The sequence below is a fragment of the Candidatus Hepatobacter penaei genome, assembly GCF_000742475.1.
Classification (GTDB): domain Bacteria; phylum Pseudomonadota; class Alphaproteobacteria; order Holosporales; family Hepatobacteraceae; genus Hepatobacter; species Hepatobacter penaei.
Genome location: NZ_JQAJ01000003.1, coordinates 42,750 through 56,147 on the forward strand (window position 1 = coordinate 42,750; position 13,398 = coordinate 56,147).

Below are 13,398 nucleotides of genomic sequence, written 5' to 3' on the forward strand. Positions count from 1 at the left end.
CCATGCTTTTGGGGTGGGTGATTTATGGATATGCACAAAATATATCCATTTAAAATAATTATCAATGTCCACAAATATTTAAAAAAATTAAAAAGACAAAAATAAATAAATAAAGTAAAAAAAAATAAATTATATCATTATAAAATGTTTTTTTGACAAAAAATATAATTAAAATTGTTAAAAAATGCGCAATAACATCGCTGTGCTTTTTTGTTTCTGGATTTTTTTATCCAAAAAAAATGCACATTGCCTATGAAAAAAGTGCGCATACGGGCATAAGAAGAAAGAGTCCTCCCGTTTTGGTCAAGACGGCATGGCAAGAGCCTCAGTTATCTAAAGTTCCTGTGATGATACAGCAGAAAAAAAAAGACCTTGTCGCGGCCATCCTCACGCCACCTCAAAAAAAGAGACCCCGCCACGTTCCAAAGAAAAAGAAGACCTCTTTTGTTTTGTTAAGAAAGCCTGCACCTTTTTATTTATCGTGCCCGCAGCAGAGGCACCACCACAATTTTTCTCAAGAAACGGTTGTCGATATAAGTCATCATGCTGGGCTTGCGTATGGGGGAGACACCTCTGATCCCCTGCTGTTTCCATCCCTGCTAATGGGGGGTGATGGGGTGGCAGCTTACGACATCGCTCAAAGTGTGAGGGGAGAGCATCACGTCACGTTTGTAGGCACCCCTATGGTGGAAAATAACAGAACCTCCCATCAAAACCTCAGCCAGGTGCAACACACCCCGACCCCCGTTCCCTCTATCCGTTTCACAGAAGATAGGATATGTTATGAGGCTATGGTATGTGAGGTCGTGCTGGTGCGGCCATCCTTGTTTGCAGAATCTGTTGGCGGCGATCATGATGATGGGCAAGACGGGCACAGCCTGTTTTTTTACGATGAAATGGATGGGGATGATGAGGAAGACATGTCAACGCCTTTGGCAGACATGGATCATGACGCCATGCTTTTGGAGGAAACGTATGCGCGCGTACAGGCTCTGTCTGAGGAGGCAGATCTATGGGACGACGTTCTTGTTGACCAGATGGATGGCTCTGAAGACGAGTATCATGGTGGGGACGTCAGGGAGGAAATAGATGCGTCAGCATCAGAAGATGAAGTGTCTGAAGGTGAGATGTCAGAGGATGAGGAACTTGAGTATGCAGAGAGAGCCAATGTCTTCACGCAGGAGGATGTGGCGAGCATAGACATGCAGGGTGAGGAGGTCGATGGTGCGGGCCACGCTGGTGAAGGAACAGAGGTTGCCGCTTTGCATGAACAGGAAGAGACAGCGGCGCGTCGGATTCAATCGTGGTGGCGTGAGCGGCGGCGATCGAGAGTTCAGGCTACGATGCGACAATATGCACTCAACACGTTAGCACAACCCCATGGAGAAGCCTTAGCTTCAGGATCTCTAGAACGGCTCGATGATGTCACCCACGAGGTGCTGCCTTCTGAAACTTTTGGCCCTGAAGAATCACAACACTCCTTAAGACAGCGCACCTATTCTGATAGTGCATTAGATCGATGGGCTTATGCTTGCATGATTGATTGGGAGAGACAGCAAACACCACCACCTTCTCATTATGGGTCAAGTGATAGCCTAGAGAGTCTCAATCCTGATGTGTTGGCGCGCGTCAACCAAAACCAATACTATGTTAATTATCAAGACTTGATCAGTGATGATGAGTATGAATGGGATGACTCACTCCCGGCCTATTTTGGTGCATCTCATTTTAATGACCCCGTGTCTCCACCATATTACGATGAGCCATGGACATTCTCAGATCCAGAGAGTGAAAGTGAGGATGATCAGTCAAGAGATGTTCACGAAGGGACACGTGTTTTTCGTGGCTTTTCTTCTCCCGTGGTGCCCTTAGAAAGAGCTGCTGCACCGCCTTCTCCTGACATGGGAGCTATGCCCGTTTTAGGGCCAAGAGCGGAAAGACAGGTTGAGAGCGTGCCATCTACACCTTTGCTTGAGCCTTTGTTAGGAGAAGAAGTGCCTTTGCAGGCACCGGTCATCCCCCCTAACACAGAAGAAGAAACGATTGCAGAAGGCGACATCAACCGTGCCGAAGAGGATGTGCATACGGACATAGCAAGCGGTGTTGCTGAGGCTTTAGTGACAGAACATCAGATGGGTCAAGCCCTGGCTGCTCAGGTTCAGATGATTCAAGCTACCTTGGGTCATGAGGTGTTTGATGTGTCGCCCCCGTTAAGCCCACTTACCTCTTCTGATGAAGGGCTTGGCTCACCTGAAAGACTGGGTCCTGTGCCCCATGAAGATCCTGTACCTGATGAAGATACCTCTTTACCCCGTTTGCCTGAAGAGGGTCTTTTGAACTGTTTCCCGATAGAGGGTGTGCATAATCTTTTGGTAGAGCCAGCAGATGTGGTGGAGGCATGTGCACAGCGACGGGATAGCGCAGGGTCTGTTCCCGTTTTGATAGAAGTGGGACCCTCTTCGCAACGAGATTCAGGCATTTTTGAAGACAGGGTGTCGAGTCCGGATCCATGGCCTGGCGATGCCGTACTTGTTGCTCCTTTATGCCAAGAGCAGGAATCTGAGGTATCTGAGGTCTCCCTAGCTACGGGAAGCACAGAAAGCATAGGCGGTGTAAGGACTGTAACGCGCCGGCGGCGCAGGCGGGAAGGGCCGCATGTTCGTCAAAGAACAGGCCTTTCAGATTATGCCGCTGGCAACGCCGCACGAAGGCGTGAAGCAGAGGCCAGAAGGGCACAAAGACAAGAAGACATGCTTCAAGATGGGCAGAGTCGTCAATTGAATGCGCAGCACGTGCGGGAAAATCAGCGCGCGCAAGCACAGGCAGAAAGGCACCGGATAACCCAAGAGCGTCAAGAACGTGCCAGGCGCAATCGGGAAGCGCAAGGTGCTGGGCCACGCTCTGTCACATCACGCACGCGGCGTGACGATAGGCGCACAGATCGTGAGCGATATCAAGGATCAGGAGGGGTGAGCGCAGGTGATCCCGATTTTTCCCACACACCAAACCCAAGACGGCGCCCTTGACGGCGTGCTTTTTGGGCATAGCGCGTGAGCGGCCAATCTTGCGGCCATAGGGGCCAGTCTTCGGGCTTGTCATTGTGAACACCTGCGCGGTATACAAGCGCCTCTTGCAAGGCCAGGTTCTCTAACACAAAACCAATGTAAGAAGGGTCATCAGAGGCAAAGACAAAAAGACCGCCAGGCACCAACAGGCGACTGATATGGGCCAGTGTTTGAAGATTGAGGAGACGACGCTTGTGATGTTTTTTCTTGGGCCATGGGTCAGGAAAAAAAACGTGAATGCGATGAAACGTCTGATCAGCCAAGGTTGGCCATAATATTTGTATAGGGGCAGAGGAAAGGCACACGCGTTTTTTGAGATGGGGCGCCTGATGAATCTGTGTCATCACCTTCATAAGGCCGTTTTGAAAAGGTTCAACCCCTAGTATGCCCACATCTTTTTGTGTCTGGAGGGTGTGCATAAGATGTTCACCACCGCCAAAGCCAATGTCAAGAATACGTTCTTTGATGGTGGGTGAACCTACAAAGGCTTGCGTCCATGTCTCTGGATCATAGGTGACTGAGGGCCACGCTTCTTCAAAAATAGCGCGGGCCTGTGGACTGATCTTTTTGCCGAGTCTGCGCCCATAAAAAAAATGTTTGGGGCGCATCATGATATTTTTTTCCGTAAGCGCCGACGTTTCTTTGTGATCGGTGTTGTTTGCCATAAAATAGTGAGAAAAAGCAGGGCGCAGCTCAGCCAAAAACAGGTGTATCCTAGGGTTTGAAAGAGGGTAGGCTCAAGCGGTTTGGGCAGCGCAAAGTCAATCACGCCTTGAGAAGAGATGGGCAGTTGTTTCAGCACCTGGCCATAGGGGGACACGAGGCAAGAGATCCCTGTGTTGGTCACGCGTACAAGCGGCACACCTTCTTCAATCGCACGTAATCGTCCTATGTCTAGGTGTTGGTAAAGGCCCCAACTTTCTCCAAACCAGGCATTATTGGTTAGCTCCAAAAGCCAATGCGGCCTTTTTAAGGTTTGTGCCACATGATTGCTGAAGGCCGTGTCAAAGCATATCAGCGGTGAAAAAGGCGGAAGATTTCCTGTGTAAAACGTTTTGATGTGGGGCCCGGGTGTGAAATCGTGACGGTCGAGGGTCAGGGCTTTGATGTGACCCAAAGGTAGCCAATTCCGCCCGGGGATATACTCGCCAAAAGGCACAAGGTGATATTTATCATAAATGTGTGTGAGCTCACCATTGTGACGCACGACCACAAGACTATTGTGCAGTTTATGTCTTTCTCTGCGCATCACCCCGGTGATCAAGGTTTGGGGAAAGCGTATGGGAAGTGGCACACCAATCTTTTGTGACCCTTCGCACCAAAAAGGAAAGGCAGCTTCAGGCCATAAGATGTGCGTGAGTGGTTTTTTGCTGGGCAGTTGCGTCAAGGTGGTGAGGGTCGTTAAAATGGAAGACGTTTTATCAGGATTCATCTTATCTTTCTGTGAGATATTGGGCTGAACAAGTCGTATCCATGGTTTGGCGTGATAGGTTAGAGGCTTCATGCGTTGATGCCCCCAAAAACTGATGACAAAAATGATGAAAGTGAGGGCCCCTGTAAAGGAAAGGCGCACGCGGAAAGACAGCGTCTTAGCGGCCCAAAGATACGGAATGGATAAGAAAAAGAGGGTGAGCACACTGAGACCATAGCTGCCAATCACAGAAACTGTTTGCATAATAAAAAGGTTTTCACCCCAAATGTGGGCGAAAAAATTCCAAGGAATGCCTCCAAAAACCAAAGAGCCACGCACCCACTCTGCCAGACTCCAGCTGAGGATAAAGGACAAAAAGGCCGCCAGGGTGCCAAAGTTTGAGATGCTAAAAAAAGAAAGAATGGCGGCCAACAGGCCCACATGGATGCAGGCAAAGACAATGGGGATGATAACAAAGCAGAACGGGATCAAAAACCAAAATTTATCTAGCTCGACATACATGGACAAGGTGATCCAGTAAAAGCCGACCAAGAAAAAACCAAAGCACCACGCAAAAAAGACACACAGGCCTTTGATCAAAGGGAGTGGTTCAAGCATTTTGAAAAGGCCCAGCATGCCTATACTTAAGAAAGGCCAGAAATAAAGGGGCGGCAGCGCGCATGCCGAAAAGGCACCTAAGACAACAGCCATGAAGAGGCTGATTTTCATGTGAAAAGAGGAGAGTGTTAACAAAGACATTGATTATGAAGAATCTTTAGACACCAGGGCAGCTACACGATCAGCCTTAACAACATTCGCATGGATGATTCTAAAAGGAAAGGCCGCGCAAGGGAAAACAATTTTATCCCACGCTTTCACCCCATGCCTGATCACGGTGCACAGCAAGGTGTGGATGAAGGGGGATGCTTCATATTTTTGTATGCATACCCCATGGCCCTGATGTGGGGGGTGGCTGCTGCCCCCCTCAGATTTTGAAATCATCGTTTGGTTTACCTGAAGCCTTTTTGTTGTCTATAAGACAATCGCATGTGTTTTTGTACCGTATTTCGTTAAGACGTGGAAACCCTTTTTTCAAAAACCACTCCCTCATGGCGTACTAAAAGGGGACGACAAACCCAGTTGATGGAGCGTCTTGGTTTCGTGGGCACGCATGATGCGCGTTTCTGCTTCTGTTTGGTGATCAAACCCCATGAGATGTAAGGCGCCATGAATAACCATGTGTGTCAGATGGTGGGCAAAGTCAATCTGTAGATCGTGACTTTCTGAAAGAATTTGTTCAAAACCCAAAACAATATCTCCTAAAAATGTCCATGATGGAATAGGGGAAGACGCTGGGAAAGCCAATACGTTGGTGGGTTTGTCAATGTTGCGGTATTGTGCATTATAGCGTCTGATGACGCGGTTGCTTGTGAACAGAAAGCTGATTTGTCCCCGAGGGTAGTTAGACATATGGCGAGACAGGGTGCCAAGCAAGTGATCAAGCCAGGGCGTTGTGGGGACAAAGAAAGGCGCCCACGTTTTAGGATTTGTGATCTGTAAAACAGAGGTCAAGGGGCTTGGCGACATGAGGGTAACAAGGGTTTTTAAAAAGGGCTTTCACATGAGAAGGGATCACCAACAGGCCAAAATGGGTTTACGCTATGTCTCTGACGTGGCAGGTTTGGATGGCTGTTCATTTTCATGGCCCAGGGCACTTTTGACAACACGTTGCGTTTTTTCCGCAAGTTTACCTGTTTTTAACAACGTTGTAATCTCTTCCCCTGTGAGTGTTTCTTTTTCAAGAAGATTTTTAGCTAAAAGATGCAGATCTTTCTTTTTGTCTATCAATAGCTTTTTAGACTTAGCGTAGCAGTCATCTACAATTTTCTTTGTTTCTTGATCCAACGTTTCTGCGGTGGCCTCAGAGATGGTTTTGCTCAGCCCACTCCATGGCCCTTCTTGCGAGGATTCACCATAAAACACAGCGCCCATTTTGTCACTCATGCCCCATTCTGTGACCATGTGACGGGCAATATGTGTGGCGCTTTTAATATCAGAAGAAGCGCCCGTGGTGACTTTTTCTTCACCAAAAATCATGTGTTCAGCAATGCGCCCGCCCATGGCCACCATGATGTCAGCCAACAAGCGTTCTTTAGATACAGAAATACGGTCTTTCTCAGGCAGACGTACCACCATGCCCAAGGCATGTCCTCTGGGAATAATGGTGGCCTTGTGGATAGGGTCTGAGGTGGGCGAATAATACGCCACAATGGCATGACCTGATTCGTGATAGGCGGTAAGGCGCTTCTCTTCCTCAGTCATGACCATGGATTTTCTTTCGGCGCCCATGATGACCTTATCTTTAGCGTCTTCAAAATCTTCTACAGAGATCACGCGCTTATTGCGTCTGGCTGCAAGCAGAGCCGCTTCGTTCACCAGGTTGGCAAGATCCGCACCTGAAAACCCAGGTGTGCCGCGGGCAATGGTGCGTGCATCCACGTTGGGGGCCAGTGACACCTTTTTCATATGCACCTGAAGAATCTTTTCACGCCCGTTAATGTCTGGGTTGGGCACACTGATCTGGCGATCAAACCGCCCTGGTCGCAAAAGCGCTGGATCCAACACATCGGGCCTGTTGGTGGCGGCAATCAGAATCACCCCTTCCGCAGATTCAAACCCATCCATTTCCACCAGAAGTTGGTTGAGGGTTTGTTCTCGCTCGTCATTACCGCCACCCATGCCAGCACCGCGATAGCGACCTACGGCGTCAATTTCATCCACAAACACGATGCACGGTGCATTTTTTCGTGCTTGCTCAAACATGTCCCGCACACGAGAGGCGCCCACGCCTACAAACATTTCCACAAAATCAGAGCCTGAAATAGAAAAGAAAGGCACAGACGCCTCACCGGCGATGGCCTTAGCCAGCAACGTTTTCCCTGTGCCGGGCGGGCCCATTAACAACACACCTTTGGGAATTTTACCGCCCAATTTTTGAAATTTTCGTGGACTGCGAAGAAAATCAACAATTTCTTGCAAATCAGCCTTGGCCTCATCAATGCCCGCCACATCATCAAAGGTGATTTTGGCCACTTTCTCGTCTAAAAGGCGTGCCCGTGATTTGCCAAAACCCATGGCTCGCCCCGATCCGCCTTGCATTTGCTTAAGAAAGAAAAACCACACACCAATGAGCAACAGCATGGGAAACCATGACAGCAAGATTTGGATAAAAGAGGGCGACCCTTCTTCTTGAGGCGCCGCTGCAATAGACACGCGGTGAGAGAGCAGCTTAGGAATCAAATCATTTTCTTGTGATGGCACATAGGTTTGAAATTTTTGTCCATTTTTCAAATGTCCAAAGATTTGCTCCCCACGAATCAACACAGAATGCACGCGCGCACTTTCGACACTGGAGAGGAAATCAGAATAGCGTAACGTGTTTACAGAAGGCTTGGGTGTCTTTTGATACAGGCTAAACAGGGCTGTGAAGAAGACAGCGATGATCACCCATATGGCAAGGTTTTTTCCATGTTGTTTCAGCAAGGAAGAAAGTCTCCGGTCAAGAAAAGGCAACGACCCTCATTGTAACACAAAATAGATTGATAAAAAAGATTCTGCCGCACGGGTCCGGAAACGCGCGTATTCTTGTCTTGTTTTTTTTGGGTGCAAAGACTAGTGTGATGGCGATGCCTTCAGTTTTTTGTTTCATGTCCTTTCTTCTTCAATTCCTTGGTGATGTATGGCCTTTTTTGCTTGTGCTGACCCCGCTCGTGTTTTTTCATGAGCTGGGACACTATCTTGTGGCGCGCTATGTGGGCGTTAAAATCGATGTGTTTTCTATTGGTTTTGGGCCTGAAATTTTTGGCTGGCATGATCGGTTAGGCACAAGGTGGAAAGTGTCGTGGATTCCGTTAGGCGGTTATGTCAAAATGCATGGCGATGCGGATGTATCAAGCCGCCCTGAGCAAGATCTCTCGCCCGAAGTTTTGGCGCAAACGATGCACGGCAAAACCCCGCTTCAGAGGATGGCCATTTCTTTTGCAGGTCCTTTGGCAAACTATATCTTGGCCGTTGTGTGTTTTGCTTTTATTTTTCTCGTGCGTGGTGTGGATCAATGGGATTGTGTCATTCAAGCGCCTGTGCCGCAGAGCCCCGCGTTTGAGGCCGGCCTTCAGAAAGATGACCGCATTGTGGCTGTGAATAATCAGTCTGTATCAACATTTCATGACATTGTGCGCCACGTGCGCCAAGATGAGGGTCAATCTTTGCTTTTGCATATTGAGCGCCAAGAGGCCACGCAGGATATCGTGATTGAGCGAGAAAAATTGGCTGCGTTTGGCGGGCGGTTGGGCATCATGCCGGCGCGCTCTTTTGTGGAGCGTGTAAATCCCTTCCAGGCGGTTTCTATGGCGTTTGGGCGTGTGATCTCTCTCTCTGTGGATATTGCCGCCAACATCTGGGGCATGCTGACGGGGAAGGTGTCCTCCGAAGGGATGGGGGGCGTTTTGATGATTGGCAAGATGGCCCGTGATGTTTCCTTAAGTGGGTTTCTCCCGCTGGTGATTTTTTTGGCGATCTTGTCGGTAAGCCTTGGGTTTTTTAACCTCCTGCCCATTCCTATGTTAGATGGCGGCCATATTTTATTATGTGTGGCTGAACTGGTGGTGGGTAAAAAGTTGTCTGAGGCTTTTGTGGAATGGTTTTTCCGTGTGGGCTTTGTGCTGATTATTATGCTTTTTTTGTTTACAACGTGGAATGATTCGAAACGCCTCGGGATCATTGCCTTTTTTCAGAGAATGTTCGCGTGAGACGGTTTGTTTTCTGTTTTGTTTTGTTATGTGGTTTTTTTTCCGCGTTGCACGGTCTTTTCATTAAAGACATTGTTGTGCGCGGCATTGTGCGCATTGATCGCTCTTTTGTGCTGTCACATATTTCTGTTCGTAAGGGCCAGGATGTGTCAGAAGCCGATCTTGAAAAAATGCTTCAGGAGCTTTTCCTGACGGGTCTTTTCGCAGACGTGAAGGGTCAAATCAAAAACCAGACACTGTATATCACGGTGACAGAGAATGAGGTTTTCAATCGGATCGTTTTTGAGGGCAACAAAAAAATTGATAGCGAAGCGTTAAGCAAAGAAATTGATCTGAAACCTCGCCAGGTATACACGCCCTATCGCGTGCAAAAGGCGGCGCAGCAGGTGCGAGATCTTTATCGCATGAAAGGGCATGTCGGCGCTGTGGTCGAGCCCAAAATCATTCGCAGGCCCCAAGGCCGTGTGGATTTGATTTTTGAAATTCAAGACGGGCGTCCTCAAAAGATTGATGCCATTCTTTTTCAGGGAAACAAACATTTTTCTGCCAGTGACTTGCGAGGGGTGGTTTTGACGAAAGAGAGCCGCTGGTGGCGCCTTTTGTCATCGGCAGATACCTATGAGCCTGACCGTCTTGTGTATGATCGTGAGCTTCTTTATCGCCACTATCGTGACCATGGGTATGCGGATGTAGATGTGGTGTCTGTGTTGACAGAGCTTTCTTCCAACCAACAACATTTTTACATCACGTTCCATGTGCAGGAGGGAGAGCTATATCATTTTGGCACCATCGGCCTGACATCTAAGGTGCCCGATTTTGATGTCAAAGAGCTTAAGTCTCTTTTGGAGCCTCAAGAAAAAAATGTGTTTAACTATTCTAAGATTGAGCGCACTGTTTTTAACATCAACCGCTTTTTAAGTGAGAAGGGTCTCTTTTACGGGGTGGAGACGGATATTCGCACCGATAAAGAGGGGAAGAAAATTCATGTCACCTTTATCATTGTGCCGAAAAAACCCATTTATGTGGGCAACATTTGGGTGCGCGGCAACATTGCCACGAATGATGATGTGATTCGCCGTGAAAGCATTGTGGCACCGGGAGATCCGCTGACCAATTTTAAAATTGAACGCACACGGCAAAAAATAACGAACCTTGATTTTTTCAAAACGGTGGATGTGCAGGTAGAAGATGTGCCAGAGACGCCGGATCAAAAGGATGTGGTGATTCAGGTAGAAGATAAATCTACGGGCGAGCTCATGTTCTCCGGTGGTTACTCTACGGCGGATGGTCCTCTTTTTGAAGTCAAAGCCGCAGAGCGCAACTTTTTGGGACGTGGGCAGGAGCTCGAGTTTAAGGGCACGGTGGCGCGACGCACGAAAGGCGTTGTGTTAGGGTTTATGGAGCCCTATTTCCTGAGGCGCCGCCTTGAAGCGGGTGTGGATTGTTTTGCTCAGCAAACACGTCAAGACACCCTCGGTTCGTTCCAAGGGGGGTACTCACGTAACTATTTGGGCGCAGGCTCGCGGCTGGGGTTTTATTTAGACACCTATCTCTTTGAACGGTTTCGTTATTCTATCCGAAAAGAAACCTTTAAAGACAAAAAAACAAAATCTGTTTTCTATCAAGATATGGGGAAAGACATCGTGTCACAATTGGGGCATGACCTTATTTATGACCGACGCAACAACATAGCTGAACCCACAGGTGGTGGGTATTGTGGACTGACCACAAACTATGCGGGCCTGGGCGGCAGCGTCCATTTTTTGGGCAATGATGTGGTGTTTGGTTATTACTGGTCTCTGGATAATGATCGTGATTTGATTGTGCGTCTGCGTGGTCGTTACGGCATCATCGTTGGGTGTGGTGGCCCCTTACGGGTGACCGATCACCTCTCTATGGGGGGTGAGAGCGTGCGCGGGTTTGAAGAGGTGGGCATTGGACCAAGAGACGGCACAACCGGGGAAGCCATCGGTGGTCGACAAAGTTTCTTGACGAATATCGAGCTCTCCTATCCGTTGGGTAAGAAAAGCTTTGGTCTTACTGGTTTCTTGTTTAATGACTGGGGCAGTTTGTGGTCTTCAGGCGAGGCTTCAGGGCCTTATGGTGATCGCGTTGTAAGCAACCAGTTCTTTATCCGCAACTCTGTGGGTTTTGGAGTCCGTTTCCAGTCGCCTTTTGGGTTGCTTGGGTTTTCTTTAGGGTTTCCTATGAGGAAGATGAAGGGTGTTGATAAGAGACAGGTTTTCCGTTTGAATATAGGGACCGATTTTTAGGTGGAAGGCCTTGCTTGGCAAGGACCCGGGGCCTTGAATGTCAAACAGTTAAGAGAGATTGGTTTGTGGTTAACACACGTTTTTTTGAGCGACAAAAATCCTTACCGTTGAAGGATGTAGCCGCGTTAGCAGGAGCCACTTTGTGGTCCGGTGACGAAAGTTTGTTGATTGAACAGGTGGCACCTCTTGAATCGGCAGGGCCCCATGATCTTTCTTTTGTCCGTAATCTTCATTATTTGCCCTATCTAGATCACACACGCGCAGGGGCTGTGCTTGTGGATGACCAGTATCGCGACCGTGTGCCTCAAAAAGTTGCTGTGTTGGCGATGAGGCATCCAGAAAAAGGTCTTTTTAAGGTGCTGAGCGCCCTGTATAAAGAGCCCCCCTCCGTAAGCGGGGTTCATCCGAGTGCTGTGATTCATGAGTCTGCGCAGGTGGGCCTTGGGTGTTCTGTGGGACCTGGGGTTGTGATTGAAGCAGAAGCCGTCATCGGTGAACGCTGTGTGATTGGTGCCGGCAGCGTGATTGGTCGACGTGTGACCATGGGTAATGATTGCCATATAGGTTCGCATGTGACGCTTATGTATGCCACACTTGGTCATCATGTGCGTATCAAGCCAGGGGGGCGCATTGGTCAAAGTGGATTTGGATTTTTTCTCAGCAAAGATGACAACCAGGATCGTATGACCCAACCTCAATTGGGTGGTGTGAGAATAGGTGATTATGTGGAAATTGGTGCCAACACGACCGTTGATCGTGGCAGTGTGAAAGATACGGTGATTGAATCGTATGTGCGCATCGATAACCTGGTGCAAATTGCCCATAACGTGCATGTGGGGAAAGGGTCAGTGATTGTGGCTCAAGTGGGCATTGCGGGCAGTACAATCCTTGAAGAAGGTGTGGTGCTGGGTGGACAGGTAGGCATTGCGGGCCATTTGACCCTTAAGCGCGGTGTGCGCGTTGCGGCGCAAAGCGGTGTCATGCGGAATGCAGAGGCTGGCGAAGTTTTATCTGGGTCTCCTGCCATGTCTCACCGGCTCCATTTCAAAATACTTGCTATGCTCAAGAATTTGACCCAAAATCGAGGAAAGTAAGCCTTGAAAACGTATAAAATAAATCGGGAAGTAAGTTGTGCACGTACTAGAAAAGAATGATCATGTTGAGAAAGAAAATCATTCCTCTGTTGAAAGCGCTGAGGTCTTAGAAACGGAGGATCTTTTTCGCCTGTTGCCCCATCGTGCGCCGTTCTTAATGGTGGATCGCCTCACAGATATTCATTTAGGTGAAAGTGTTGTGGGCATTAAGAACGTTACCTTTAATGAGTGGTTTTTTGTCGGGCACTTTCCTAAAAAGCCGGTGATGCCAGGCGTCTTGATTGTGGAAGCACTTGCGCAGACGGCTGGTGCCTTGGTAATGTACACCTTAGAAAAGGCGGGCAAAAATATTGATAATTCCCTTGTTTACTTTATGTCTATAGAAAAAGTACGCTTTCGTAGGCAGGTGTTGCCTGGGGATTGTCTGCACTTGCATGCGCGTAAGGTTCATCAAAGAAATCAGACGTGGCGTTTTGAGGGAGAAGCACGTGTTAACGGTGTCCCTGTAACGCAGGCCACCTATACCGCCATGATTCAGCCCTAAATGTCAAGCGGGTTTTATCGGCCCCACGTCTTGTGTTTTGCTGTGTTTTTTTCTAGCCTATACTCACGCGCTCGTAGCTCAATTGGATAGAGCACCAGACTACGGATCTGGGGGTTAGGAGTTCGAATCTTCTCGAGCGCGCCACGTTCTTATGAAGCTCTCAGCCCATAAGGCCCACCGCGTCTTGCATCTGAGAGGAAAGG

The 13,398-nt window shown here is 48.5% G+C and carries 9 protein-coding genes and 1 tRNA gene; 6 read left to right on the forward strand and 4 right to left on the reverse strand.

The features are described 5' to 3' along the window. The first annotated feature begins 449 nt into the window (after positions 1-449). Positions 450-3,026, forward strand: a complete 2,577-nt coding sequence (locus IG82_RS06690) for a hypothetical protein (RefSeq protein WP_156095380.1) — start codon at positions 450-452, stop codon at positions 3,024-3,026. On the opposite strand, the gene trmB is transcribed toward IG82_RS06690, so the two are convergent. The 4 genes from trmB to ftsH all read right to left on the reverse strand — a co-directional run bounded on the left by trmB (position 2,954) and on the right by ftsH (position 8,016). Next, complete coding sequence (trmB, locus tag IG82_RS06975) at positions 2,954-3,676, reverse strand: tRNA (guanine(46)-N(7))-methyltransferase TrmB (RefSeq protein WP_172642897.1); 723 nt, start codon at positions 3,674-3,676, stop codon at positions 2,954-2,956. The two genes, IG82_RS06690 and trmB, sit on opposite strands and share 73 nt — an antisense overlap. After that, positions 3,673-5,235, reverse strand: a complete 1,563-nt coding sequence (lnt, locus tag IG82_RS0104365) for an apolipoprotein N-acyltransferase (protein ID WP_082192069.1) — start codon at positions 5,233-5,235, stop codon at positions 3,673-3,675. The genes trmB and lnt overlap by 4 nt, the downstream gene beginning before the upstream one ends. Positions 5,236-5,583: 348 nt before the next feature. Next, complete coding sequence (gene ybeY, locus IG82_RS0104375; RefSeq protein WP_172642898.1) at positions 5,584-6,048, reverse strand: rRNA maturation RNase YbeY; 465 nt, start codon at positions 6,046-6,048, stop codon at positions 5,584-5,586. 87 nt (positions 6,049-6,135) lie between these two features. After that, positions 6,136-8,016: an ATP-dependent zinc metalloprotease FtsH gene (gene ftsH / locus IG82_RS0104380; protein ID WP_156095419.1), complete on the reverse strand. Its 1,881-nt coding sequence runs from the start codon at positions 8,014-8,016 to the stop codon at positions 6,136-6,138. Between the two features lie 167 nt (positions 8,017-8,183). Here ftsH and rseP point away from each other — a divergent pair, with 167 nt between their 5' ends. The 5 genes from rseP (at position 8,184) to IG82_RS0104405 (ending at position 13,339) form a co-directional block, all read left to right on the forward strand. Beyond that, positions 8,184-9,284, forward strand: coding sequence for an RIP metalloprotease RseP (gene rseP, locus IG82_RS0104385; RefSeq protein WP_031934358.1), 1,101 nt, complete (start codon positions 8,184-8,186; stop codon positions 9,282-9,284). Next, on the forward strand, positions 9,281-11,557 hold the full coding sequence (gene bamA / locus IG82_RS0104390) for an outer membrane protein assembly factor BamA (protein WP_052545712.1): 2,277 nt from the start codon (positions 9,281-9,283) through the stop codon (positions 11,555-11,557). Before rseP ends, bamA begins: the two co-directional genes overlap by 4 nt. A gap of 65 nt (positions 11,558-11,622) precedes the next feature. Next, positions 11,623-12,651: a UDP-3-O-(3-hydroxymyristoyl)glucosamine N-acyltransferase gene (lpxD, locus tag IG82_RS0104395; protein ID WP_031934360.1), complete on the forward strand. Its 1,029-nt coding sequence runs from the start codon at positions 11,623-11,625 to the stop codon at positions 12,649-12,651. A 37-nt stretch (positions 12,652-12,688) separates the two neighbouring features. After that, complete coding sequence (gene fabZ, locus IG82_RS0104400; protein ID WP_031934361.1) at positions 12,689-13,195, forward strand: 3-hydroxyacyl-ACP dehydratase FabZ; 507 nt, start codon at positions 12,689-12,691, stop codon at positions 13,193-13,195. Between the two features lie 67 nt (positions 13,196-13,262). Continuing rightward, positions 13,263-13,339: transfer RNA gene (locus tag IG82_RS0104405), tRNA-Arg, on the forward strand. Positions 13,340-13,398: the final 59 nt, after the last annotated feature.

Coding starts and splice junctions, on each gene's coding strand:
- trmB (WP_172642897.1), bottom strand. CDS start 3,676: ATGATGCGCCCCAAACATTTTTTTTATGGGCGCAGACTCGGCAAAAAG.
- lnt (WP_082192069.1), bottom strand. CDS start 5,235: ATGTCTTTGTTAACACTCTCCTCTTTTCACATGAAAATCAGCCTCTTC.
- rseP (WP_031934358.1), top strand. CDS start 8,184: ATGTCCTTTCTTCTTCAATTCCTTGGTGATGTATGGCCTTTTTTGCTT.